Source organism: Actinoallomurus oryzae (assembly GCF_039541955.1).
Taxonomy (GTDB): domain Bacteria; phylum Actinomycetota; class Actinomycetes; order Streptosporangiales; family Streptosporangiaceae; genus Actinoallomurus; species Actinoallomurus oryzae.
The window spans coordinates 41,550-64,730 of the sequence record NZ_BAABHF010000012.1 but is presented as its reverse complement, the minus strand read 5'-3'; the positions used below and the strand labels follow the sequence as shown (position 1 = coordinate 64,730).

Annotated in this window: 22 protein-coding genes; 7 read left to right on the top strand and 15 right to left on the bottom strand. The window is 71.9% G+C overall.

Annotated elements, in window-relative coordinates; genetic code table 11:
• Window positions 1-47 precede the first annotated feature (47 nt).
• Window positions 48-977, bottom strand: coding sequence for an MBL fold metallo-hydrolase (locus tag ABEA10_RS07630; protein ID WP_345459230.1), 930 nt, complete (start codon window positions 975-977; stop codon window positions 48-50).
• A 94-nt stretch (window positions 978-1,071) separates the two neighbouring features.
• Here ABEA10_RS07630 and ABEA10_RS07625 point away from each other — a divergent pair, with 94 nt between their 5' ends.
• Entirely contained in the window at window positions 1,072-1,962 is an 891-nt protein-coding gene (locus ABEA10_RS07625) for an AraC family transcriptional regulator (protein WP_345459226.1), read from the top strand.
• 66 nt (window positions 1,963-2,028) lie between these two features.
• Here the strand turns inward: ABEA10_RS07625 and ABEA10_RS07620 are convergent, their stop codons facing one another.
• Both ABEA10_RS07620 and ABEA10_RS07615 read right to left on the bottom strand, forming a co-directional pair.
• Window positions 2,029-2,922 carry an NmrA family NAD(P)-binding protein gene (locus ABEA10_RS07620; protein WP_345459223.1) on the bottom strand — a complete coding sequence of 298 codons (894 nt, stop codon included), beginning with the start codon at window positions 2,920-2,922 and terminating at the stop codon, window positions 2,029-2,031.
• Window positions 2,919-3,932: a saccharopine dehydrogenase NADP-binding domain-containing protein gene (locus tag ABEA10_RS07615; protein ID WP_345459220.1), complete on the bottom strand. Its 1,014-nt coding sequence runs from the start codon at window positions 3,930-3,932 to the stop codon at window positions 2,919-2,921. Before ABEA10_RS07615 ends, ABEA10_RS07620 begins: the two co-directional genes overlap by 4 nt.
• Before the next feature lie 86 nt (window positions 3,933-4,018).
• On the opposite strand from ABEA10_RS07615, the gene ABEA10_RS07610 reads away from it, so the two are divergent.
• Window positions 4,019-4,618, top strand: coding sequence for a TetR/AcrR family transcriptional regulator (locus ABEA10_RS07610; RefSeq protein ID WP_345459217.1), 600 nt, complete (start codon window positions 4,019-4,021; stop codon window positions 4,616-4,618).
• Window positions 4,619-4,778: 160 nt separating this feature from the next.
• Window positions 4,779-5,324, top strand: a complete 546-nt coding sequence (locus tag ABEA10_RS07605; protein WP_345459214.1) for a DNA-binding protein — start codon at window positions 4,779-4,781, stop codon at window positions 5,322-5,324.
• Window positions 5,325-5,406: 82 nt separating this feature from the next.
• Here the strand turns inward: ABEA10_RS07605 and ABEA10_RS07600 are convergent, their stop codons facing one another.
• From ABEA10_RS07600 to ABEA10_RS07590, 3 genes are all read right to left on the bottom strand, one after another.
• Window positions 5,407-5,760 (bottom strand): endonuclease/exonuclease/phosphatase family protein, encoded by a 354-nt coding sequence (locus ABEA10_RS07600; RefSeq protein WP_345459211.1) that lies wholly within the window; start codon window positions 5,758-5,760, stop codon window positions 5,407-5,409.
• A 567-nt stretch (window positions 5,761-6,327) separates the two neighbouring features.
• Window positions 6,328-6,933, bottom strand: a complete 606-nt coding sequence (locus ABEA10_RS07595; protein ID WP_345459208.1) for a TIGR03086 family metal-binding protein — start codon at window positions 6,931-6,933, stop codon at window positions 6,328-6,330.
• A 57-nt stretch (window positions 6,934-6,990) separates the two neighbouring features.
• Entirely contained in the window at window positions 6,991-7,554 is a 564-nt protein-coding gene (locus ABEA10_RS07590) for a carboxymuconolactone decarboxylase family protein (protein WP_345459203.1), read from the bottom strand.
• Between the two features lie 439 nt (window positions 7,555-7,993).
• Between ABEA10_RS07590 and ABEA10_RS07585 the strand changes: the two genes are divergently transcribed.
• Complete coding sequence (locus tag ABEA10_RS07585; RefSeq protein WP_345459200.1) at window positions 7,994-10,168, top strand: prolyl oligopeptidase family serine peptidase; 2,175 nt, start codon at window positions 7,994-7,996, stop codon at window positions 10,166-10,168.
• Here ABEA10_RS07585 and ABEA10_RS07580 read toward each other — a convergent pair.
• Window positions 10,101-10,955, bottom strand: a complete 855-nt coding sequence (locus tag ABEA10_RS07580) for a tetratricopeptide repeat protein (protein WP_345459197.1) — start codon at window positions 10,953-10,955, stop codon at window positions 10,101-10,103. The genes ABEA10_RS07585 and ABEA10_RS07580 overlap by 68 nt on opposite strands.
• Window positions 10,956-11,276: 321 nt before the next feature.
• Here ABEA10_RS07580 and ABEA10_RS07575 point away from each other — a divergent pair, with 321 nt between their 5' ends.
• A complete protein-coding gene (locus ABEA10_RS07575; protein ID WP_345459194.1) occupies window positions 11,277-13,133 on the top strand; it encodes an SUKH-3 domain-containing protein in 1,857 nt (618 codons plus the stop codon).
• Window positions 13,134-13,135: 2 nt separating this feature from the next.
• Here ABEA10_RS07575 and ABEA10_RS07570 read toward each other — a convergent pair whose 3' ends face one another.
• The 3 genes from ABEA10_RS07570 to ABEA10_RS07560 all read right to left on the bottom strand — a co-directional run bounded on the left by ABEA10_RS07570 (window position 13,136) and on the right by ABEA10_RS07560 (window position 16,035).
• Window positions 13,136-13,789 carry a response regulator transcription factor gene (locus ABEA10_RS07570; protein ID WP_345459191.1) on the bottom strand — a complete coding sequence of 218 codons (654 nt, stop codon included), beginning with the start codon at window positions 13,787-13,789 and terminating at the stop codon, window positions 13,136-13,138.
• Window positions 13,790-13,864: 75 nt separating this feature from the next.
• Window positions 13,865-14,755, bottom strand: coding sequence for a hypothetical protein (locus ABEA10_RS07565; RefSeq protein WP_345459188.1), 891 nt, complete (start codon window positions 14,753-14,755; stop codon window positions 13,865-13,867).
• Window positions 14,756-14,826: 71 nt separating this feature from the next.
• On the bottom strand, window positions 14,827-16,035 hold the full coding sequence (locus ABEA10_RS07560; protein ID WP_345459185.1) for a YbfB/YjiJ family MFS transporter: 1,209 nt from the start codon (window positions 16,033-16,035) through the stop codon (window positions 14,827-14,829).
• Window positions 16,036-16,368: 333 nt separating this feature from the next.
• Between ABEA10_RS07560 and ABEA10_RS07555 the strand changes: the two genes are divergently transcribed.
• Complete coding sequence (locus ABEA10_RS07555) at window positions 16,369-17,283, top strand: LysR family transcriptional regulator (protein ID WP_345459182.1); 915 nt, start codon at window positions 16,369-16,371, stop codon at window positions 17,281-17,283.
• Between the two features lie 16 nt (window positions 17,284-17,299).
• Here ABEA10_RS07555 and ABEA10_RS07550 read toward each other — a convergent pair whose 3' ends face one another.
• A complete protein-coding gene (locus tag ABEA10_RS07550; RefSeq protein ID WP_345459179.1) occupies window positions 17,300-17,812 on the bottom strand; it encodes a hypothetical protein in 513 nt (170 codons plus the stop codon).
• A gap of 42 nt (window positions 17,813-17,854) precedes the next feature.
• Window positions 17,855-18,580: a TetR/AcrR family transcriptional regulator gene (locus tag ABEA10_RS07545; RefSeq protein ID WP_345459176.1), complete on the bottom strand. Its 726-nt coding sequence runs from the start codon at window positions 18,578-18,580 to the stop codon at window positions 17,855-17,857.
• Window positions 18,581-18,703: 123 nt separating this feature from the next.
• On the opposite strand from ABEA10_RS07545, the gene ABEA10_RS07540 reads away from it, so the two are divergent.
• The gene (locus ABEA10_RS07540) at window positions 18,704-19,594 is read left to right on the top strand and encodes an NAD(P)H-binding protein (RefSeq protein WP_345459173.1); all 891 of its coding nucleotides are present in this window, start codon (window positions 18,704-18,706) and stop codon (window positions 19,592-19,594) included.
• Between the two features lie 39 nt (window positions 19,595-19,633).
• On the opposite strand, the gene ABEA10_RS07535 is transcribed toward ABEA10_RS07540, so the two are convergent.
• From ABEA10_RS07535 to ABEA10_RS07525, 3 genes are read right to left on the bottom strand one after another with little or no spacing between them, the layout of a single operon-like run.
• A complete protein-coding gene (locus ABEA10_RS07535; RefSeq protein WP_345459170.1) occupies window positions 19,634-20,821 on the bottom strand; it encodes a family 2 encapsulin nanocompartment cargo protein terpene cyclase in 1,188 nt (395 codons plus the stop codon).
• Window positions 20,822-20,867: 46 nt separating this feature from the next.
• Entirely contained in the window at window positions 20,868-21,704 is an 837-nt protein-coding gene (locus tag ABEA10_RS07530; RefSeq protein WP_345459167.1) for a geranyl diphosphate 2-C-methyltransferase, read from the bottom strand.
• A 29-nt stretch (window positions 21,705-21,733) separates the two neighbouring features.
• Window positions 21,734-23,146, bottom strand: coding sequence for a family 2B encapsulin nanocompartment shell protein (locus ABEA10_RS07525; RefSeq protein WP_345459164.1), 1,413 nt, complete (start codon window positions 23,144-23,146; stop codon window positions 21,734-21,736).
• Between the last annotated feature and the right edge of the window lie 35 nt (window positions 23,147-23,181).

Below are 23,181 nucleotides of genomic sequence, written 5' to 3'. Positions count from 1 at the left end.
CTCGGAACAGGATCTATGGAGAACCAGGCAACGAACGTGGGCCGGCATCATCCGCCGGTGGGGCTCGCCCACCGGCGGATGGCCAGGCGTTGGCCGTCGCGCCGGACCTCGGCCGCGCCGGCGCCGGCGAAGTGCGCGGGTACGACGAGCTCACGCGTGTCGGCGGCCCGCTCGAGGACGGCACGCCGGGTGGACGCCGCCTGCACGGGGTCCTCGCAGAAGCAGCTGCTGTACGCGGGCTCGAGGATCTGCACGGGGCTGTGCAGCAGGTCGCCGACGAACACGGCGCGGTCCGAGCCGGAGGACAGCCGGACGATCGAGGAGCCGGGCGTGTGGCCGGGCGCGGGCTCCAGCGAGAGGTTCCGGTCGATCCGGTACTCCCCCTCCCACAGCACGGCCCGGCCGAGCACGGGCGCGACGCTGTCGGCGTACACGATGAGGCTCCCCTCCCGGCGAAGCCGGTCGTGATCGTCGCGCACGGCGGGACGGCGGTGGGCGTTGCGAGGGTCGAAGTACTCCTGGTCGGCCTTGGGGATCAGGTACGTGGCGTTCGGGAACGCCGGAACCCACTCGTCGCCCTCCCGCCGGGTGTTCCAGCCGACGTGGTCGTAGTGGATGTGCGTGTTGACGACGACGTCCACGTCCTCCGGCCGGACTCCGGCCTCGGCGAGCCGGTCCAGGAAGGGGGTCCGCAGATGGTCGAAGAGCGGGATCTGCGGCCGGTGCCGGTCGTTGCCCACCCCGGTGTCGACGAGGACGACCTTGCCCTCGCTGCGCAGCAGCCAGGTCTGCACGGCGCCGCGGTACTCATCGGTCTCGGGGTTCCAGTGGTCCGGCGCGAGCCAGGACCGGTTGTCCTGCCAGATCGCCGGTGTGCTGTCCGGGACGATGAAGCGGGCGGGGGCGATCTCGCCCTGCCACTCGACGACCTTCGTGATCTCGACGTCGCCGAGCTGGAAACTCATGGAACCACTCATAAGCGCCACGCTAGGTTCCGCCGATGAGCATCTCAATGCTTGAGATGCGCTCACCGATGTTCGATCGTCTCATCGGTGACTAGGATGCGGGCTCATGGACGTGCTGAGCGACGTGATCACGGTCATGCGCACCGGGCGGCCGTCGTCCGACCGGCTGCGCCTGGGCTCCCGGTGGTGTTACCGCTTCGCGCCCTACGACGGGGCGGGTTTCCACGTGTTCCTGCGCGGCACCGGTTGGCTGATCACCGACCACGGCGACCCCACTCCGCTCGGCCCCGGTGACGTCGTGCTGGTGCCGCACGGCGGCGCGCACGTCCTCTCCGACTCGCCGCACGCCGAGCACGCCGTCGCGTTCGAGAACGCGGTCGGCGAGCCGGACGGGCCGACCGACGTGCTGTGCGGCAAGTACCGCCTCGACCGGACGCGGACGCACCCGGTGCTGGCGCGGCTGCCCGAGGTCGTGCACCTCTCCGCCCGGGCCGGGCGGCACGCCGGGCTCCGCGCGGCCATCGACCTGCTCGGCGGCGAGGTGGTCGATCGACGGCCCGGGCGCGACGCGGCGGTGTCCGGCCTGCTCGACCTCCTGTTCGTCTACATGGTGCGCGCCTGGCTCGAGGACAACGCCGCGACCGGCTGGCCCCAGGCGTTGCGCGACCCCCCGCTCGCCGCCGCGCTGGAGGCCCTCCACGCCGATCCGGCCCGGCCGTGGCGGCTCCAGGACCTGGCCGCCGCCGCCGGCCTGTCACGCGCGACCCTGGCCCGGCGGTTCACGTCGCTGACCGGGCAGTCGCCGATGGCGTACGTGGCGTGGTGGCGCATGGCCGTCGCGGCGCGCCTGCTGCGCGACTCCGACCTGTCGCTTCCGGAGATCGCCCGGCGGGTCGGCTACGGCTCGCCGTACGCCTTCGCCCACGCGTTCAAACGGCATTTCGGCGTCGCGCCGGGGCGCTACCGCGCGGCGGACCAGACCGCCGCCACCGCCTGACCGCCTCGTACGGACGGGACGCGCACCCGTCGCCCGCCCGCCCGCCGAGGCCCGCGCCCCCGTCGTTCACCGGGTGACCGGCCGGGGCCGGGCCGCGGTGAAGTCGCGCAGGGTCCGTGGCGGGCGGCCGCCGACCCGCTCGATGGCCTCGGTGACCTGGTAGAGCGCGTGGCCGCCGCCGATGGCCCGGAAGAGCTCCCACAGATGGGACAGGTGCTCCACCGTGACGGCGTCCCCGTACAACGCCGTCGCACGGTGCCGCCACCGCCGCGGGTCCTGGTCGGCGTACACCAGCCCGAAGGCCCGCGCCGCCTCGCCGATGGTCATGACCTCGCCGGTCAGCCGGCAGACCGGGTCCACCTCACCGTCCGGCCCGGTGAGCAGGCCCGTGGCCACGCGAGCGACGTCGGCCCCCGCGACCAACGGCAGCACGGTCTCGGCGGACCCGAGGGGCATCTCGAGCGTGCGCCCGTCGCCCGCGTCCGCGAGCACGGCCAGGTTCTCGAAGAAGACGGCCGCCCGCAGGTGGACGGCGCCGACGCCGGCCCGGTCGAAGACCTGCTCCGACACCCAGTGCCGGCGCATGTGGGGCGTGCCGGCGGCCGGGTCGGCGGCGAGCTGTGACACGTCGACGACGCGCTCCAGCCCCTCCTGCCTCGCCGCCGCGGCGAAGACGGCCGTGGCGTCGAGCATTCCGTCAGTCACCGGGTAGGTGAAGAACGCCCGGCGCACACCCCGTACGGCCGGGATCACCGAAGCGATCTCCCGGAGGTCGCCGACGACCACCTCCGCACCCATCGCGCGCAGCTCGGCGGCTCGCGCGTCATCGGTCCGCACGAACGCGCGTACGGCCTGGCCGCGTTCGAGCAACATCCGCGTGACGTGCCGTCCGGTGGAGCCCTGCCGGCCACCCGCGGCTCCCGTGACGAGAATCGGCCGCATCGCCTGGTCCTTTCTCACAGCGTGACGGTGAAGGCGCCGAGCCGTTCGAGCGACGCGAGGAACGGTGCCGCGGGAAACGCCTCGCCGGGGCTGAGGACCCCGCTCTTGGCGGGCGCCTCTCCGCCGGTCAGCCGCAGGGCGCCGGTCACCGACGCCAGCGCGGCGGCCCGCCACAGGTCGTGTCCGCTCAGGTGGCCGGCCCGGTCGCCGTGCTCGCCGAACGCCTGTACGGCGACGGTGAACTCGGTCCGCGCCCGGATCTGCGCGTCGGCGTCCTCGCTGGTGAACACCGGCTCCTCCTCGAACGTCCGCGCGGTCAGCATCGCCTCGACCTCGCGGGCGGGCACGTGCCGGGGCACGGTCACGGCCTCCGGGAAGGGAACGGGAGCGATCATCGACCGGGGGCCGACCGGCGGCGGGAACGGGAACACCACGTTGCGCGGCTCCACGTAGCCCACCTGCCGGGCACCGTCGGAGAAGCCGATCCGCACGGTCTCCGCGAAGAGTTGCCGGGCGGTCTCCAGCGCCCCGGTGGTCATCCGCCAGCCGGTCACCGCGTACGCGACGGTCACCCGGGCGACGTCGGCCATCCCCTCGGTGACGGCGCCCGCGAGCAGGTCACCCAGGCCGCCGTAGAAGCTCAGCGAGGGGATCATGATCGCCCCGGTGCGCTGGGCCGTCGCCTGATACGTGTCGAACAGGTGCTTGACATGGTGCGGCTCGACGGCGTGGTCGATGTAGTGGCAGCCCGCCTCGGCCGCGGCCGAGGCGACCGGGTCGCCCGTCACCGAGAACGGCCCGGCGCAGTGGATCAGCACGTCGGCGCTCTCGGCGAGCCCGCGGATCGCCGCCCGGTCGTCCAGCGGCGCGGTCACGGTGCGGCAGCCGAGCTCACCGGCCATCGCCTCGAGGGCCGCGCCGTCGCGTCCGGCCAGCACGATCTCCTGGCCCCGGTCGATCAGCTCGGCGGCCACCAGCCGTCCGGTATGCCCGGTCGCGCCGTAGATTGCGATGAGTGGTGCGGTCATGACCATCCCACTTCCGTACCGAGGGTATGTAACTTCCGGCGTCGAACGTACGTTCGGGCCGATCGCGCTGTCAAGGGGGTTCGCCGTTGCCTCGCCCGCCTCGCCGTACGCAGGCCGAACGCTCGGACGCGACGACGTCCATGCTCGTCACGGCGGCCCGGGAGCTGTTCGGCCGGGACGGCTACGCCGCCACCTCGATCGAGGCGGTCGCCGCCGCCGCCGGCGTGACCAAGGGCGCCGCGTACCACCATTTCCGCAACAAGGCCGCCCTGTTCCGCAGCGTGTTCGTCGAGGAGCAGCGGCGGATCGCCGACGCGTTGCGGGAGGCCGCCGCGCGGGAGCCCGACTCGTGGTCCGCACTGCTCCGGGGATGCCGCACCTTCCTCGAACACTGTCTGAACCCGGTCTTCCGCCGGATCGTGCTGCTGGACGGCCCGGCGGTCCTCGGCTGGGAGCAGGTCCGCGAGATCGAGTACGCCCACACGCTCCGCGTCCTCACCGAAGGCATGAGCGCCGCCGCCGCGGACGGGGTGATGGCCGACGGTGACCTGCCGGCCCGCTGCCAGCTGATCTTCGGTGCGCTGTGCGAGGCGGGGATGCTGCTCGCCCGCTCCGACGAGCCGGCGAAGGCGCTGCCCGTCGTCGCGGCCGAGGCCGAGCGCCTTCTCGGCGCCCTCGCCCGCTAATCTCTCTGTGCTTCCGCAAACGCGACCGGCACGGACCGCCGCCGGCGGCCCAGCCGGAGGCGACGGCGCGCGCTGCCGCCGAATAGCCTGGCATGGTGGGAGAATGTCGTGTGCAGATGCACATCGAGCGACGCGGACCCAGCGTCGGAAAGGCACGGTCGTGACGGACGACATTGTCATCCGCAACCGAGCTCGGCAGATCGAGTGGTACGGCGAGCCGCTGCACGACCGCTTCCGGCGGCTCCTCGACCGGCTCCGGCTGCCCCAGTCCGCCCTGGCGGAGGTGCTCGGGCTGTCCGCCCCGATGCTGTCCCAGCTCATGTCCGGGCAACGCGCCAAGATCAGTAACCCGGCCGTGGTGTCCCGCCTGATGGCCGTCGAGTCGATGGTCGCCGAGCCCGGCTTCGCCGCCCTGTCGGCCGACGAGGTGCGCGAGCGGCTCGACCAGGTGCGTTCCCAGAACACCACGCCGTCGTACCTGAGCGTCCCGACGGCACAGCGCTTCTCCCCGGCCGCGCGATCGGCCGATCCGGTCGCCGGAATCCAGGCGCTGCTGCGCGGGCTCGCGTCGGCGGCGGAGATCGAGGACGCCGCGCGGCTCATCGAGGCGCACCATCCCGACCTGGCCACGATGCTGCGCGTCTACGGCAACGGGCGCACCGCGGACGCGCGGGCGCACTTCGCCCGCGTCATGGAGGATTCCTGACCCACGCCGAGGCGACGCCCCGGACACACCGCGTCTCGCGTCCGGGGCATCACCGGCTCATCGGCTCACCGGCCCGGCCCGCTCAGGGGAAGACGATGGTGGAGATGAGCGGCCGATGGTCGGAGATGCTCACGTGGTCGGCGGTGACCGATCCGTCGGCCAGGGCGTTCTTGCCGGTGAAGACGTAGTCCAGCTTGCTCAGCCGGTCGGCGCCGGGCGTCCCCTTGCGCTGGAAGGTGCCATGGTTCGCCGTGTCGCACTCCTGGTAGTGGGAGTACAGCGGCTTGAGCTCGGCGTCCTTGGGGTGGGCGTTGAAGTCGCCGCCGACGATGACGCGGGCGCCCGTACCGGCCCGCTGCACCAGCCCCTTCGCCTGGGCGAGCCGGACGCTCGCGTGCCCCGTCCCCGGCGTCAGGTGGGCGCCGCAGAACCGCACGGTCGCGTACGGCCAGGAACCGGAACGTCCAGTGGTTCTGCTTGATGTTCTGGTAGGTCTTGAGCCGCTTGACATCGGCCCAGCAGACCTCCTGCAGGAAGAGCACATGGGGGGTCGAGGCGTTGTTGAGCATGCCGCCCGCCTTCATGTACCCGTCGATCCCGTGGGCCATCTCGGCGGTGTTCCCGGTGCTGGAGCACACGACCTTCTTGCTGTGGTCGCCGTAGGTCCACGTGGTCTTGCTCGCGTGGTCTCCGCAGGCGTTGAAGGTCATCACCTTGACGCGCAGCGCCGTGGCCGCCGCCCGCGCCGCCGTCGCCGGGTGGAGAGCGGTCGCCGCTCGCGGCACGGCCGCGCCGACCCTCGCCGCCGGGGCCGCGCTCGGGGCGGCGGCGACCAGGAAGGCACCCCCGATCGCCCCGGCAGCGCCCAGGACCAGGGCGCCGGCGCGCTCTCGTGCCTGTCGGGCGTCATGTCGTCCCTCCGCTTTCCGGCTCCAGGGCCGCGGGCCCGATCCACCGGACCCGCTGTATGCTTTTGCAAAGCTACCGTCGCATTAGCAAATGCCTACCCGGCGCGGCCCATGCGGTGCAGCAGCCGCTCCTGCCGGGAGGCGCCCGGCGCGAGCGCGCCGCCGGGCGCGGCGAAGAACCGGTGCGTCGTCTCGGCGGCGGTGGGCGTCTCCGCCAGCCCGGCGTAGATCTCCTCGAGGAAGTCATCGATCCAGGCGACCAGTTCGCCGTCGAGTGTCTCGTCCGCGCCGACGGCGCGCGCCAGGTCCCAGGTGTGAACGACGGTGTCGGTCGTCCGCACCGCGAGGGCCTGGCGGCCGCTCACCTTCCCCAGCGGGTAGTCGAGGACGCGCTCGAAGGCCCCGGGAGCGGCGAACGCCTCGGCGCACTCCTGGACGGACCGGAGGTAGGCGCCCACCGGATCCGCATCCAGGGCGTCGGCGTCCCGCAGCCGCAGGAACTCCGCACCGCTCCCGCCCCGCAGCAGCCCCACGTAGCCGAGGTTTCCTCGCGTCATGTGGTTGACCAGCTGACGTACGTTCCACGCGGAACAGGGAGTCGGCCCGGCCCAGTGTTCGGGCCGGACCGCCCCCAGCCTTTGCTCGAACCCGGCACTGGCCCGGAGGAACCGATCGACCAGCCCTTCAGAGAAATCGACCATGGGCCGCAGTGTGGTCACCGGCCGGCGCCACGGCTGGCAGGTATCCGACGTCACGCCTCAGGTCTCATGGTCGTGGGCGATCAGTTGCCGGTAGCCGGAGTAGTCGCGGCCGGAGGTCAGGCGCCGGGCGGCGACGGCGAAGTAGGCGTCGTCGGGCGCCTTGACACCCAGGCCCTCCACGAGGCGGTTCATGAAGTTGAACAGCGCGCACACCGACACCGCGTCGAAGAGGGCCTTCTCCTCCCACCCGGCCGCGAAGACCGCGTCGGCGTCGGCCGGGGCCATCCGGCTCGGCGTCAGGGTGAGCTTTCGCACGTAGGCGAACAACGGCTTCAGTTCGTCGCGTACGGGCGCGGACTCCACGTCGGCCAGCAGCGCGGTCAGCACGCCCTCCTCCACGCCGAACGCCTCGGCGACCGCCCCATGAACACCGCGGCAGTAGTGGCAGGCGTTCAGCCCCGAGACGTACGCGGCGATCAGTTCCCGCTCGCCGACCGTCAGCGCGGACGGGCCGCGGAGCACCACCTCGTGGTAGTCGACCAAGGGCGCGGAGGCCTCGGGAAAGGCCTTCATGACGTCCAGGACGCCGGCGGCGTCGGGAAGCGAGGACAGAAAGGGCATCGCGGTTCCACCTCCACGGGAGTACGGGGACGTGCGATCGACGTCCGGGCGCGACCCTAACGACGGCGTCTCAGAGAATTCTCAGCAAACGGGCACCAGCCCCGATCTGACGCCGAATGACGCACATTCGCCGTTATTTACCGCCGATCTACCAAATGATGACTTTGCCCACGGTTGAAGGATATACCTCGTTTATCGATCGCAGCGATGGGGATGTCTGTCGTCAGTAATCGCCCGTTCTGGGCTTCCTAAAGGGATCCAGGAGGCTGTCATGAATGGATACCTGCCGTATAAGGAGACCAGTCCGGCTCCTCGCTTCGGGGGCGGACGCGGCTGGCAGGAGGACATTCTCCGTGGCGAGTCGTAGCTGAATACGTCGGGGTATCGCGGGGTTTCACCGGCCGCGGTACCCCGGCTCATGATGGGACGGGGGTCGTTGGTGGCACGGCTTTCTTATCCCGCCGCCCGGCGCGGCGATGTGGTGGAGAACCTTTTCGGCTTGTCGGTCGCCGATCCCTACCGGTGGCTCGAAGACGGCCACGACGGGAGCGTACGGGACTGGACGAGCGCTCAGGATCGGCTGTTCCACGCGTATCGCGCCCGGTGGCCCGAGGCGCGATCGTGGGCGTCCCTGGTGGATGAGGTGTCGTCCTTCGGCGTGTCGGAGCCTCCCACGGCGCGCGGTCCGGTCAGGTTCCTGGCCGAGCAGCGGCGGGAGGACGAGCAGCGGCGGCTTCTCGTCGTCGACGCCGACGGGAGCCGGCGGGTGCTCGTCGATCCGGCGAAGATCGATCCGTCCGGCCATACCGGCCTGTACGCCTGGTGGCCGTCGCGGGAGGGCGAACGCGTGGCCGTCCAGCTGGAGGTCGCCGAGCAGCCCGGCAGCGACATCATCGTGCTGGACGCCCGTACCGGCGAGACGGTGGACGGGCCGCTGCCCCGCGCCCGCAACACCTCACTCGCCTGGCTTCCGGGCGGAGAGGCGTTCTACTACGTCAGCCGCGTTCCCGCCGAGCAACTGGCCCCCGGTGACACGCGCCTGCACCGGCGCGTGCGGTGGCACCGGATCGGTACGCCCTGGGAGGCCGACACGGTGGTGTTCGGCGACGAGGACGCCCCGGACCACTACTACGGGCTCACGGTCAGCGCCGACGGCCGTAGCCTGGCGATCACCGCGATGGCCGGACCCGCCGCGCCCAACCACGTGTACGTGGCCGAGCTCATCGACCCGCGGGCCCCACGGTTCGTCCGGGTCGTGGACGGGCGCACGACGCGGGCCCGCGTGCTCCCCCGCTTCCTCGCGAACGGCGACCTGCTGCTGGTCACCGACTACCAGGCCCCGTGCGGCCGGATCTGCGTGACCGACCGGCACGACACCTACCCGGCGGCCTGGCGCACGCTCGTCCCCGAGGATCCCGAAGCGCCCCTGGACGAGTGCGTGGTCCTGGACGACCCGGCGCTCGCGCGCCCCGTCCTGCTGGTGGCCCGCGCCCGGCACGGCATCTCCACCGTCACCCCGTACGACCTCGCCGACGGCCGACCGCTCGGCCGGCTGCCGCTGCCCGGGGCGGGCGTCGTGTCGTCGCTGCGCACGAACCTCCCGCACGGCCGTCAGGCCTGGTTCGGCTACTGCGACCTGACCACGCCGCCCGTCATCTACCGCTACGACGCCGCCGACGGGACGCTGGAACGGGAGACCGGCGCCGCGATCTCCGGGCACGCGCCGAGGATCCACAGCCGCGGCGTTCGCTACCGCGCGAGCGACGGCACGGAGATCCCCCTGTTCCTGTTCACCCCGGAGGAGGAGCCCCCGGGCCCCCGCCCGACCCTGCTGTACGGCTACGGCAGCTTCGGCATGCCGATGCGGCCGTGGTTCTTCCCGCTGGCGGCCGCCTGGGTGAGCGCCGGCGGCACGTTCGCGGTCGCCTGCGTGCGCGGGGGCGGCGAAGCGGGTGAGCACTGGCACGAGGCCGGTCGCGGCCCGCGCAAACACCGGTCGATCAGCGACTTCAACGACGCCGCGGCCTGGCTCGTCGAGACGGGCCGGACCACGCCGGCCCGGCTGGCGAGCTACGGGGTGTCCGGCGGCGGGCTGCTGGTCACCGCCGCCGCCACACAGCGACCGGACCTGTACGCCGCGGTCGTCGCCGCCGGTCCGCTCTGTGACATGGTGCGCTACGAGCGCTTCGGCCTGGGCCACACCTGGACCGAGGAGTTCGGCACCGCCTCCCACCCCGAACAGCTCCGCTGGCTGCTCCGGTACTCCCCGTACCACAACATCACGCCCGGAACGCCCTACCCGGCGTTCCTCCTCGCCGGCGCGGTGACCGATCTGCAGACCGGCGAGGCCCACGTCAGCAAGATGTGCGCGGCCCTCCAGCACGCGACGAGCAGCGACCGGCCGATCCTCATGCGCCGCGAGCCCGGCACCGCCCACGCGGCCTCCCCCGCGAGCAAGGAACGCGCCCTGACCGCGGACATCCTGGCGTTCGCCGGGAAACACACCGGTCTCTCGCCGGGCGGACCCGCATCGCGGCGGACGGCCGTCACACCCAACGGCCGGGGACCTCGACGGCTCCGGCGAGTTGCTCGGGGGCGTCGTCGGTCTGGCTGAGGGCCAGCACCGCGTCGAACTGTTCGCACGCCTCGTCGAGGTCGCCGGTCGCGAGAAGGCTGCCGCCCAGCCGGTTGCGGATCTCCACCTCGAGCCCGACGTCGGCCTGCTCGCGGATCGCGGCCAGGGCCCGGCGATGGAGTTCGAGGGCCGCGCCGGTGTTCCGCAGCCCCTCTTCCGTCGTGCCCAGCCGGGTCAGGAGCGCGGCCTGCTGTGGGAGGTCGCCGACCTGCTCGGCCAGGTCGGCGGCCCGGTACAGCGGCCCGATGGCGTCGGCCGGCCGGCCGCGGTCCATGTGAAGGCTGCCGATGTGGCTCAGCGTCTTGCCGATGACCCTCGGGCTGCCGAGCTTCTCGGCGATCCGGAGGGAGCGCAGGTAGTGATCCAGCGCCTCGTCGTACCGGCCGAGCTGCTGGTAGACGGCGCCGAGGTTGCAGGTGGCCATGCCGACGAGCCAGTCGTCGCCGAGCGGCCCGGCCAGCTTCAGCACCTCGGTCAGCCGGGCGAGCGCCTCGGAGGTGCGCCCCGCCCATCGGGTGACCGTCCCCAGCACTCCCAGCGCTCGCGCCTGTTCGCGCAGATCACCCGTGCGGCGGCTGATGGCCAGGGCGTCGGTCGGCCAGGTGTGCGCCTGCTCGTACTCGCCCTGCAGACCGTACGCGATGCCGAGACAGACCCGCAGTGACGACGCCAGCCGGTCGTCGGACGCCTCGACCAGCGGCAGCGCCGTCTCGGCGACCACCCGGCACTCGTGGTACCGCCCCTGCCGGACGAGGTAGTCGACCACATGGAATGCACTTGTCGCCTTCCTCGCTGTTGGGGGACTTTCCGGCGCGCCCCGGGGAGGGTCTGGCGGGTGCGCCGGAGGGTGGCAAAGGAGGAGAGCCGCCGACCGCGGGTCGATGGCTTGCCGGTTCGCGGTGAACCGGAGTGGAGAACGCGGGCATCGGGCCCGGCGAGGACGCCGCCGGCACTCCGCTAACCCCCGTGAGGCTCCGTAAGTAGGCCTTTCGCTGTTTACGCTGCGAAGCCAGTCAGGCCCGTTGAAATCTCGATGACACAACAATTACCCGCGGACGAGATCCATTAATTCCCATAGCATGGCGGCATGGGCGTATTCGGCGGTGACCCGATATCGGTCCTGCCCTCGACGGTCGAGGAGTTCTGTATCGCGGATGAGGTCCATCGGTTCGACGGTGACGCCGAGCGTCACGGGCGTTCCCGCGCCGTCATCGACGACGACGCCGAACGCGCCCGGATCGCCCGCTACCTTCGGGGAGCCGAGGTGCTCGAACAGAGCCATGCATGGCTGTTCACGCTGTTCGACGATCCGGCCGCCTCGGCCGAAGGGGTCCCGCTGTCCTATTACACCGACGGCACATGGATCTGGTCGGACGGCTGCGCCTACCACCTGATCGCCCACCACCACGCGCCGCAGCCCGAATTCCTCAGGCACATCGCCGCCGCCGAATACCGGTGCGCGCCCGTCTCACCGGCCGTGGTCGCGAAGGCGCGGTCCGCCCTTCGCACCCATCGCGCGATCGCGGCGGAACTGCACCTCCGATCCGTCGACCAGTGCTCGATCGACCGGTCGGGCTGGGCGAACGACCCGCCCACCGTTCCGTACGACCCGGACCGGATGGAGGAGTTGCTGAGCGACGACTCCCCCTTCACCGTCGATGTCGAGATCTCCCTGATGAGCGCGGGCTGGCAGCCGGGGCGGGACGCCGGCGCTCGCGTGACACCCTGGCTCACCGAATTCTGTGCCCGGGAGGGAATTCAGGGCCGCCGTCATCAAACCTTTCCCGCGGCCGTCGAGCTCCTGACCGAGTTCGGCCTGCTCGACATGGCCGAGGTCGGGTACCACATCCATTTCTTCCCGCTGGACGCGTGGATCGATCCGGTGGAATACGCGTGGTACGCCGAAGAGATCGGGACCCGGCTCTTTCCGATCGCCCTGATCGAGGATTGCGGCGGCGTCCTCGGCCCGGGATACATCAATGGCCGCGGCCGGCTTTTCGTCGACGAGACCGGGCGGATCCTCGCTCGGTACGACAACGCCTGGTATCTCCTCGGCGAGGATCTCGGCTCGGCACTCGACCTCGTCCTGAACGGAGGGCCGACCGCCGAGACCGACCGCGGACACCGGTCACCCGGTCCCTGGCCCGGCGGCCTCCCGGCCGTTGCCCGCCATGGGGAGTGGACCCGCTTGAACCCTCGGTGGTACCCCTTCAACTCCAGCACCTCCTTCAGGCTCGCCGGCGACTCCTTCCGCCTCGACGCGGGCGATCCCGAGTGGCATCTGGAAGACGTCTTTCCGCGGAACGAGGGCGCGATCGCGGAGGTCGAGGCCCCACTGGCACGTGAACTGGGCTGGCGCAGGGCGGCGGTGTACGGCGTCGGCGTCACGCCATGGCTCGCCGAACGAGCGGTCGAGATCGCCGGAGTACATCCCGGTGCGTTCCGCCGGCTGAGCTCGCTCGGCCGCGAACTCGGCCCGCCGAGCCCCGACGACATCCGCGCGTGGTTCTCCCGGAACGGCCACTCGCCGTTCAAGGTCGGTTCGACCAAGACCCTGGTGTTCGACGACGGACGGCGCGGCTACCTCGTCGCCGGCGCGGACACCTCCGTACGGGACGAACTGATCGACTGGCTCGCGAAGGCCGTCCGGCGACTCGACCGGGCACTTCGCAGCCGTGGGCTGCGGGTGCTCGAACGCGAGGACGTCGACCGGGACGACCCTCGCGGCCGGTTGGTGGTGAGCGCGGGTGGCGCGGCCCCCGCCCTGCGGATCGCCCTGGCCGAGGACGGCTGGATCGCGACCCCTGACGCCCCGGGCGCCGACAGCCGGCTCCTCCGCAGGCCCGACCAGACCAGCGACGTGCGCGTGCACGGTCGCAACGGATTCGACGACCTGGCCCACGACGTCCACGCGATCCTGCTCGCCGACGCGCTCCGCGACTGAGGTCAGGACGGCGGACGTGTGCGATCCGCGGCGAGGGAGAGCATGGCGTGCGCCCGGCGCGCCGGGTCGGCCACCGGCTCCAGACCGAGCTTCTCGAAGACCTCACCGACGACCCTGACCACCGTCGCCTCGGAGAACCACAGCTGCGCGGCGATCACCTCGTTGGACCATCCCCCGGCGACCAGATCCACTACTTCGCGTTCCACCCTGTTCAGGCCGCGCAGCTCCGGCACCCGGGTCGAGCCGACGAGATTGCGGATCACCGCTCGGTCCAGGCCGAACTCCCCCGCGACGACGCGCAGGAGCGCGAGGACGACGTCGGCGGGCCGGTCGAAACTGCTCCCCGACACATATCCGACGCCGCCGCCGGCGGCCACGAGCTCCCTTGTGTAGCTCACTTCGGCGCTCGATGAGACGAGCACGACTCCGGTCGCCGGGTGCCGGCGCCGCAGGTCCAGCGCCGTCCGTACCTTGTCGTGGTCCGCGTACGACGGACCCACCGTCATCATGGTCACGTCCGGCCGCTCTCGCTCGGCCATCTCGACCAGCGCCGGGAATCCGTCACCTGTGATCATCACCTCCGCGCCGTACGCCCGGCTCAGCTTCGCCATGCGCTCGGCGAGAGGGAGATCGTCGCCACCGACCACGATCCGCACGCGGCCAGTCTGCCCCACGGACCTCGCGACGTCCTTCGCCTGAGACCGGGTCGTCTCGGCGCCCTGTACGTGCGTCTACCCGGACGTCCGTACGAGGTGGGCGGCGGCCTGGATCTCCGCCTCCTCGCCGGGGAAGTACTCCGACAGGAACGTCGTCAGGTCGTAGCCGGTGAACTCGCCGTCCTCCAGCTCGAGTTCGTCCCGGGCCAGGGGCAGCGCCTGCTCGTACCACCGGTCCCAGTCGTCATGACCGATCCCCACGACCAGGAGTACGGCCGTGTCCGGCGACACGACCGCGAACAGGAGACGCAGCTCGGAGGTCTCGAGCCGCAGCTCACTGATCTCGGGCGCGGTGTCACCGCCGAGCCACTGCTCCAGCTCGGCGGCGCCGCGCAGCATGTCGGCGGCGGCGGCCCTGGCCGGTGCCACGTCGTCGACGGGCCGGCCCGGCACGTACGACTCGTCGAAGGCGGCGAACGCCTCGTCGATCGTCCGGTTGGCCAGCGCGGCGGTGTACCCCGCCTTCACGGCCTCCTTGCGCGCGGCGAACACGTTCAGTCCGGCCTGGATCCGCCGCGAGAACAGGGCGACCCTGGCTTCTTCCGCCACCACTTCCTCGTACTGCCGACGCGTCCCGGCCAGGGTGTCCGGATCAAGGCCGCCCGCACCGATCCGCAGCTCCAGGCGTCTGCGTGCGGTCGCCAGGTCGGCGACGCTCCGGCGGACCCGCTGGGAGAGGTGGAGCTGGCGCTGGTAGGAGTGATCCAGCGCGATCCCGGGATGCTGAGCCCGAAGCGCGGACTCCAAGGGGATGACGAACGGCGCCCCGGGCTCGAATCCGCCCTGGAACAGCACCGTCACGGCCTCACCGACCACCCGGCCCATCTGGTGGTCTTCGGCCAGCAGCGCCGCCAGCCAGGCGCGAACCTCACGCGACATGCGAACCCGCGTGCGCTCCCCTGTCATGTCCTCACGGTGGCAGGAACGGGCCGCCCCGACAAGCTCCCCATCGGCCCCGGAGATGGGAGCGTGCGGGCTCAGCCCGGCCTGCCGCCGGTGTCGCCGGACGGGAGGCCGATCCGGAGGAGGACGGCTGCGACGGCGGACGCCAGGATCACGGCGGCCGCCACGGTGAGGGCGCCCTGGTATCCGTGGTGGAGTAGCGGAGTCACCGCCAGCGGCCCGGCGATCTGGCCGGCGGAGTACCCCGCGGTCAGCAGCGCGACGGAGCGCGGGAACCCCAGGTCGGTGCCGGTGGCGAGCGCGAGGGTGCTGACCCCGACGAACGTGCCGCCGAACAGGGCCGCCGAGACCAGTGCCGCCGCCACGCCGCCGACCAGGGCGGGTGAGGCGACACCGACCGCCTGCACGATGAGCGCGGTGAGCAGGAGACCAGGGCGGGACCAGCGCCGGTGCAGCCATGCCCACAGGGCGGACGAGGGGATGGCCGCCAGGCCGACGAGGGCCCAGGCCGCGCTGCCGATCCAGGCGGGGGCTCTCTGTTCGATCGCGGCGACCAGGAAGGTGCCCGCGATGATGTAGCCGACGCCCTCCAGCGTGTAGGAGACGAACAGGGCGGCGAAGCGGCGGTGGACGCGCCGGCCGCCCGTTCGCTCCCGGTCGGCGGCGTTCACCGGCCGGGGCGCCGGTTCCGTCCTCAGGTTCCACGAGGGGACGGTGAGCAGGACGACCAGCCCGGCGGCGGCCCACCACGCGACGCGCCAGTCCGCGACGGAACGCAGAATCAGCACCAGCAGCCCGGACAGGACGATGCCCGCACCGATACCGCCGAAGGCCCAGCCCGGCAGGTGGACCGGGTGACCGCGCAGGTGGTCCAGGACGGAGCTGACGGCGATGACGAAGATCAAGGCGCTGGTCACGCCGGCGACCGACCGCAGCGCCAGCCACAGCGCGGTCGCGTGCGTCAGCGGCATCGCGGCGAGGGACACGCCGAGGACCACCAGCGAGCAGCGCAGCACGGTCGAGGAGCGCACCAGCCGCGGCAGCAGGATGCCGCCGAGCGCGCCGGCCAGGTAACCGGCGTAATTCGCGGTCGCCAAGCTCGCGCCGGTCCCGGCCGACATTCCGGCCTGGGCGTTCATCAGGGGAAGGATCGGGGTGTAGACGAACCGGCCCACCCCCATGCCCGCCGCCAGCGCGGCGGCGCTGGGAATGATGTGGGCCCGGGGCGAGCGGGCCGCGCCGGCGTCGGTGACGCCGCGCTCTTGCAGCGGTGCGGAGCACATGGGAGTTCCTCGGCGAGGCGGGACGGTGGGCGGGATGGCTCCCGCCGCAGCCCGGAGTACTGCGGCGGGAGCCGTGGGGGGGACGGCTCCCGATCGGCGCGGGGGCGGCAGCGGGAAGCCGTTGGGGGCGGGCGGAGTCGTCCGTCAGCTCGCGGCCGTGGGGCGTGGCGCGGCGCGCCCGGACGCGGTTCTCCCCGGGCCCGGTGAGGACCGGCGGTGGCGTGCCGTCGCGTTTCCCATGCCTCCACGATGCAAGGTCCGCCGGGGATGACGCCAGGACCGGATTCCTCCCTGCTGGTAGGCGCAGCCTCCCAGCGCCGTACCATGACGGAAATGGAGCTTCGTCAGCTGCGATACTTCGTCGCGGTCGCCGAAGAACTCAACTTCGGCCGCGCTGCCGAGCGGCTGCTGATCGCCGGCCCGTCGCTCTCCCAGCAGATCAAGGCGCTCGAACGCGACCTCGGCGTACGGCTGTTCGACCGCGACCGCCGCTCGGTCAGCCTCACTCCGGCCGGTTCGGCGCTGCTCCCGCACATTCGCGCCGTACTGGAACGGGCCGACGACGTCCGCAACCGCGCGGCACGGCTGTCCGGCTCCGAGGCGGTACGGCTCGGGTACGTCAGCTGGCTCCCCCCGGACCTGGTCTCCCGCGTCTCCACGGTGGCTCAGCTGCACATCGACGCCTGGGTCGCCCCCTCGCACACGCAGGCGGCCCGGGTCTCCGCCGGCGGCCTGGACCTCGCGGTGTGCTGGGTGTGCACGGACGACCTCGAGCGGCGCGGGCTGAACGCCCGGCTCCTCGGCGCCGACCGGCTCTACGCGGTCGCGACCGGCACCGACCCCGGCGACGTCCGCGCCCAGGACACCTCCGTCCTCGTCTCCGACGACACCGCGTCGTGGCTGTCGTGGAACGTCTACGCCGAACGGCTCGCCCACGAGACCGGCGCCCGCGCGGTGCGCATCCCCGACTCCGGCATCACCGGATCCGGTTTCTTCGACCACGTACGCCGCAGCCCGCGCCCGATCGTCGACTCGCCCAAGGGCCGGAACGTCTCGCTGCCGCCCGACCTGGTCAAACGTCCGCTGATCACACCGCGGGTCTACTGGACCTGGTCCCTGGTCTGGCGGCGCGACGAGGACCGGTCCGCCGTTCTGGCCGCCGTCGACGCACTCACCGACGGCGTCGGCGACCTGGGGATCCACGACCCCGAGGCCTGGCTACCCGAGGACGATCCCCACCGGCGGTAGGCCTCGCCCCGCTCACTCATCGGCCGTGAACGGTCTCGACGGACTCATCGATGAGGTGCGCGTTCCACACGGCCGCCGCCTGCTCGTGGGAATCGACCCCGGCGAAGAAGGCGTCGGCCAGTGCCGCGTAGTCGGGCTCGTCGAAGCCCGTGTCCCCGATGAACCGGGGCCGGTACACGGCGAAACCCTGGGGCGCCGACCGCGGCCGGTAGGGGACGGCGATCCTCAGCGACCGCCGGACCGGGAGGTACTCGACGGCATCGACCATCAACGCGTCGACCCGGCCCGCGTCGAGGTGAAGGTAGGCGTCGGCGACGAGCACCGCGCGAAGCCGGCCGTCGCGCCCCGCCTCCAGCGCCTCCTGGCCGGCTCTCGCGGCGTCGGCGATGTCGTCGAACACGAGGCGGTCCATGCCGCGCTCACCGTCCACCTGCTCGTAGCCGAGCAGGGGAATCAGCGTCGCCCCGTCGGAGACACTCCAGACACCGTGCGCGGCAAAAAACCCGGCCATTCCGGCGATCTCGTCCATGGCCGACCAGCGTAGTGAGCCGTAACGATCATCGCCCCGGATCTAGGGCGCGTCGTCCGCGGCGATGCGGTCGAGCCACTCGGACAGCAGGCTCCGCTCGCCCGGCGTCAGGGCGGTCGTCTCCGGCAGGACGGCACGGAGGGCGACGGCGGCGCCGACCGGCCCCGTCGCGGCCGGAACGGGCACGTCGGTGATGATCGCGGCGATGACCGCCTCCCGGGCCAGAGAGGACAGCCGCAGATCGCGGGCCTCTTCCGGCAGGGCGATGAGGACGAGCGTCGTGCCGCTCCCGGCGGCGTGGACGAGCTGTGCCGCGCGTTCCTCACCGACTCTCAGGCGGCCCGCCCGGGCGATCCTGCCGATGTGCCCGGCGAGGATGTCGAACGCCGCGGCGGCCGCCGGAGAGGTGGAACCGTGGTGCGGGTCGCCGTACATCAGTGCGTAGAGCTCGGGATTGGCCAGGCCGAAGCCGACGTGCAGGTCCCATCCGGCGCGCAGGTCCTCCACCGGGTCGTCGCCGGGTTCGTGTTCGGTCTTGCGGCTCAGGTACCTGGTGATGCCGTAGGTCGCCAGCGCGTCGAGGAGCCCGCGTTTGTCGCCGAAGAGGCGGTAGATGGTCGGGGCCTGGACCCCGGCGGCGGCGCCGACGGCCCGGGTCGAGACGGCCTCCCGGCCGCCCTCCGCGAGAAGGTCCGCCGCCGCGGCGAGGATCCGCGTCCGCGTGTCCTCGCGGGTGCCGGCCGAGGAGGCCGAACCGACGTCGTCCATGAATCGATGTTAACAGCCTGCCGTTAGCGGTTCTTTGGTATCGGTGCTAACGTCACAGCGTTATCGACGGAAACGCCGTCGCGGGCCGGGTTCCGGCCCACTCCTTCATGACTGGAGACCAGCGTGATCATCGTTACCGGTGCCAGCGGTCAGCTGGGCGGGGCGACCGTCGAGCGGCTGCTCGAACGCCTCCCCGCCGAACAGGTCGGCGTGAGCGTCCGTGACCCGGAGAAGGTGCCGGAGTTCGCGGCGCGCGGCGTCCGCGTACGCCGGGGTGACTTCGAGGACCCCGCGAGCCTGGTGCACGCGTTCGAGGGGGCGTCGCGTGTCCTCATCGTGTCCACCGCCACCACGGGCGAGGTCGCGGTGCGCCACCACCGCACGGCGATCGACGCCGCCAAGGAGGCCGGGGCGGGCCGCATCCTCTACACCAGCCACATGGGCTCGAATCCGGCCTCGCCCTTCGCGCCGATGGTCGACCACGCCGCCACCGAGGTCGCGCTGCGGGACTCCGGCGTGCCCTTCACCTCCCTGCGCAACGGCTTCTACGCGGCAAGCGGCGCCATGTTGCTCGACAACGCGCTCAGAACAGGCGAGCTGGCCGTGCCGGAGGACGGTCCGGTGTCCTGGACCGCCCACGCCGACCTGGCCGAGGCCGCCGCACTCGCCCTGACCGGCGGCGGCGAACCCGACGGCTCGACCGGCGGCGAGCTCGACGGCCTGACCCCCGCCCTCACCGGCTCCGAGGTGATCGACATGGCCGGGATGGCGGAGATCGCCTCGGAGCTGACCGGCCGGACGATCCGCCGGACCGTCGTGGCCGACGAGGCGTACCGCGCCGGGCTGGTCGCCCACGGCGTTCCCGAGCCGGCGGCCGACCTGCTGCTGGGCATCTTCGTCGCGAGCCGGCAGGGCGAGTTCGCCGAGGTGGACCCGGCCCTCGCCCGCCTCCTCGGCCGGCCGCCCGTGCCGTTCCGGGAGTTCCTCGCCACGACCGTGTCACCGGCGAGGTAGGGCGTACGTCCCGCGGACGGTGAGCGCGCCGATGCCACGTCACTCCTGCCGGCCGTAGCGAGGGTTGGTGGCGTGCCACTCGAAGCCGCCGCCCATCCAGGCGCGCAGCCCGCGCAGGTAACGCTGGAGTTCGGCGGACGGGACGGCCGCGAGTTCTCGGTGGCCGGCCTCGAAGTCGCGTACGAGGTCGTTGTGGAGCGTCACGGTGATCTCGGTCGCCTCGTCGACGGTGCAGTCCCGGTCGGCCGCGATGAGAAGGACGAGGTTGCAGACGGGGTTCTCGTCGGCGGCGTCCTTGGCCACCGAGTGCAGGTCGTTGACCAGCACGCTCGCGGTGCCGGCCCGCATGGAGGCGCGGCGGACGCGCGGCTCGTAGAAGAGCTCGGCCGGCACCTCGTAGCCGCCGACGACGTCGATGAGCGTCATGGAGGTGTAGAAGCTGTCGTGCTGGCGCGCCGCGAGGTACTCCCACGCGGGTGGGTCCTCGCCGGTCTCCCGCCAGGCCGCGTACGCGGTCCAGCTCACGAACATCGCGAAGGTCGAGTAACAGATGCGCTGGACCTGGGCCGAGGTCGCGTGGCGGTTCAGGTGGGCGACCGCCGACTCGAGCATCCGCAGGACCAGGTCGTCTCCGTGGGCCTCGCGCAGCGGAGGCGTGAGGTCTCCCACGGGCGGGACCGGGTCCATGGCCGACATCGCCAGGGTGAGGCGTTGCGGAAGGCGTGCGGGCACGGCACCCAGTGCGGTGTCGTCGGCGTAGTAGTCGTCGGCCGCCCACCAGGCGGCGTTGAGCTGCGCGGCGACGAGGAGTGCGTCGGCATCGTCGGTGTCGGGATGGGCGAGCGTGACGAGCTTCCCGAACGCGGCCTTGCCCAGCGCGTCGAGTTCGTCGTCGCTGAAGCCGCGGTCGCGCGCCCAGTCTCCGAGCCTGGCGTCCACCTCGTCGGCGAGCCTCTGGTCGACGCGTTCGGGCAGCGGGCAGTAGAGCGGTGAGTGCGTACCGTCGCCCCACGGCCGTTCGGCATAGGCCGGACCACCGCGCGCCGGGCCCGGGACCGCGTCCGGGAGGGTGCCGTACGGCGGCCGGCGGCTGGGGCCCGCGGCGGCGAGCAGCGAGGGCAGGAGCGCCGCGTCGGTCCCCAGGCCGGTCGGTCTGCCCAGCCGCACCTCGGCGGCCGGCGGGATGGGCCGGCCTCCGGTGCCGCACGGCCCGTGCGTCGGGTTCATGCCTGCTCACCTGCCTTCGTCGAACACGGTCGTTGCGAGGAGGGACTCAGATCCGGTCGGCGGCGATCAGCAGGTACTGGAAGCCGCCCGTGCGGTAGGCCTCCAGGAACGCGTCCTCGATGCCGGTGGCGACCGATGACTTCTGCCGGAGCTCCCAGTACGGGATGGTGTCCGCGGTCAGGTCGATGACGCTGACGGGCACGAGCCGGTTCGCCGCCATCGCGCGGAAATAGTCCCTGCGGGGATGGATGTCGCACACGTAGTGGGCGTTGATCGTGGAGACCGCCTTGCACGGCAGCCCGTACACGTCGTTGTAGCAGCCGGTGATCGTGACGTATCGGCCGCCGCGCGTCAGCAGCCGGGAGTGCGCCGCGAAGAGGTCGTCGAGGACGACGTACATCGTCGACTCGTTGTTCCAGATCGCCTGGAAGCCGCCGGCCTCGAACCCGGTGTCGAGCATGTTCTTGAGGTGGAACCGCACCTTGTCGGCGACGCCGTGCTCGGCCGCCTGGTCGTTGGCGAAGTCCACCTGGGCCTGGGAGATGGAGACGCCGTCGACCCGGCAGCCGAAGGCGGAGTTCGCCATGATGCTGGTGCCGCCCCGGCCGGAGCCGGCGTCGAGCAGGCGGTGCTCGGGCCGGATCTCGCCCAGGTGGCTGAGCAGGAGCCGGGCCTGGGCGTTCTCCAGCCGGTGCAGTTCGGTGATGACCGCCTCGTCCCGTGCGTGGTCGTCGGCGACGTCGAGGACGGACCAGTCGACCTCGCCGACGCCGTAGTGGTGGTGGTAGATCCCCGACACATCGCCCAGCCGCAGGTTGACGGGGTTGCGCTCGGCGTTCCAGTAGTTGGCCACGTCGTTCTGGTACACGCTGGCGATGGTCATGCCTGATTCCTTTCGGTGGGGGGTGCTGCTCAGTCGCGTGCGCCGGCGATGTCGACGTTCTCCAGCAGACCGATCGCGTCGGGCACCAGGACCGCGACCGACGCGTAGGCGGAGACCAGGTAATGGGTCAGAGCGCGTTCGTCGATGCCCATGAAGCGGACGTTGAGCCCCGGCGCGTACTCGTGGGGAAGCCCGGTCTGGCGCAGTCCGACGACGCCTTGGTCGTCCTCGCCGAGACGCATCGCCGCGATCGTGGTCGTCTGCCCCGCGCTGACGGGCAGCTTGTCGCACGGGAAGATGGGCACGCCCCGCCAGGCGGTGACGGCCTGCCCGTCCTCGACGACCGTCGTGGGGTACACACCGCGCCGGCTGCATTCGCGCATGAACGCGGCGATGGCCTTCGGGTGGGCCAGGAACAGCCTGGTGCCACGGCGGCGGGTGAGCAGTTCGTCCATGTCGTCGGGGGTCGGCGGCCCGTGCCGGGTGCTGATGCGCTGGTCGTACTCGGCGTTGTGCAGCAGCCCGAACTCGCGGTTGTTCAGGAGCTCTCGCTCCTGGCCTTCGCGGATCTCCTCCACGACCAGCCGCAACTGCTGTTCAAGCTGGTCCATGGGGTCGCTGTAGAGGTCGTGAACGCGCGAGTGGACCCGCAGGACGGTCTGCACGACCCCCAGCTCGTATTCGCGGGGCGCCGGATCGTAGTCGACGAACGCGCCCGGCAGCGTGGGCTCGCCGTGGTGACCCGAGGCCACCGCGACCTCGGCCTCGCCCTTGCGGTTGACGGGCCGGCCGGTGACGGCGAGGCGTTCGGCGATGTGCGACCGGAGGCGCGACGAGCCGTCGAGGACCTCCTGAAGGCTTCGTCGGCTGAGGGTCATGAGGGTTCCCGCCGTGATGGCCTTGTAGGTGTGCCGCCATACCGGTTCGGACCGGTGAAGCGCCTCGTCGCCCAGGTGCGTGCCGTCGATGAGCACGCCCCGGTGCTGGACGTCGCCGTACGCGCCGGTGCCGCGTTGTTCGACCTTGCCGTGCGCGATGATGAACACGTCCGTCACCGGCGCGCCGGACTCGGCGATGACCTCGCCGGGCTCGAAGTGGCGGAGCACGAACCGGCGGGCCAGGTCGGCGAGCACCGCCGTGTCGTCGAACCCCCGCAGGAGCGGCAGCTCGGCCAGGGTCTCCGGAACGATCCGCACGTCGTCGGCGCCCGTCTGGACGAACCCGACCCGGCCGCGGCCGACGGCGAGCTTGAGCCGCCGGTTCACCCGATAGGTTCCGCCGGAGACCTCGACCCACGGCAGTTCGCGCAGCAGCCACCGCGAGGTGATGCCCTGCATCTGCGGCACGGTCTTGGTGGTGGTGGCGAGATTACGGGCCGCCTGCGTGCCGAGGCTCAGCCTGTCGTGTTCGGCCGCCTGCTCGGCGATGGCGTCACTCGTCATGACAGGCTCCCATCTGGAGACGACCTTGGGGGACA

What these genes read in the sequence shown, in the direction of transcription:
- ABEA10_RS07530 (WP_345459167.1), bottom strand. Translation starts at nt 21,704, where the DNA reads ATGACCATCGCCAGCGTGTACCAGAACGACGTGGCCAACTACTGGAAC.
- ABEA10_RS07630 (WP_345459230.1), bottom strand. Translation starts at nt 977, where the DNA reads ATGAGTGGTTCCATGAGTTTCCAGCTCGGCGACGTCGAGATCACGAAG.
- ABEA10_RS07565 (WP_345459188.1), bottom strand. Translation starts at nt 14,755, where the DNA reads ATGACAGGGGAGCGCACGCGGGTTCGCATGTCGCGTGAGGTTCGCGCC.
- ABEA10_RS07615 (WP_345459220.1), bottom strand. Translation starts at nt 3,932, where the DNA reads ATGACCGCACCACTCATCGCAATCTACGGCGCGACCGGGCATACCGGA.
- ABEA10_RS07560 (WP_345459185.1), bottom strand. Translation starts at nt 16,035, where the DNA reads ATGTGCTCCGCACCGCTGCAAGAGCGCGGCGTCACCGACGCCGGCGCG.
- ABEA10_RS07575 (WP_345459194.1), top strand. Translation starts at nt 11,277, where the DNA reads ATGGGCGTATTCGGCGGTGACCCGATATCGGTCCTGCCCTCGACGGTC.
- ABEA10_RS07590 (WP_345459203.1), bottom strand. Translation starts at nt 7,554, where the DNA reads ATGCCCTTTCTGTCCTCGCTTCCCGACGCCGCCGGCGTCCTGGACGTC.
- ABEA10_RS07625 (WP_345459226.1), top strand. Translation starts at nt 1,072, where the DNA reads ATGGACGTGCTGAGCGACGTGATCACGGTCATGCGCACCGGGCGGCCG.
- ABEA10_RS07535 (WP_345459170.1), bottom strand. Translation starts at nt 20,821, where the DNA reads ATGAACCCGACGCACGGGCCGTGCGGCACCGGAGGCCGGCCCATCCCG.
- ABEA10_RS07525 (WP_345459164.1), bottom strand. Translation starts at nt 23,146, where the DNA reads ATGACGAGTGACGCCATCGCCGAGCAGGCGGCCGAACACGACAGGCTG.
- ABEA10_RS07545 (WP_345459176.1), bottom strand. Translation starts at nt 18,580, where the DNA reads ATGGACGACGTCGGTTCGGCCTCCTCGGCCGGCACCCGCGAGGACACG.
- ABEA10_RS07595 (WP_345459208.1), bottom strand. Translation starts at nt 6,933, where the DNA reads ATGGTCGATTTCTCTGAAGGGCTGGTCGATCGGTTCCTCCGGGCCAGT.
- ABEA10_RS07555 (WP_345459182.1), top strand. Translation starts at nt 16,369, where the DNA reads ATGGAGCTTCGTCAGCTGCGATACTTCGTCGCGGTCGCCGAAGAACTC.
- ABEA10_RS07550 (WP_345459179.1), bottom strand. Translation starts at nt 17,812, where the DNA reads ATGGACGAGATCGCCGGAATGGCCGGGTTTTTTGCCGCGCACGGTGTC.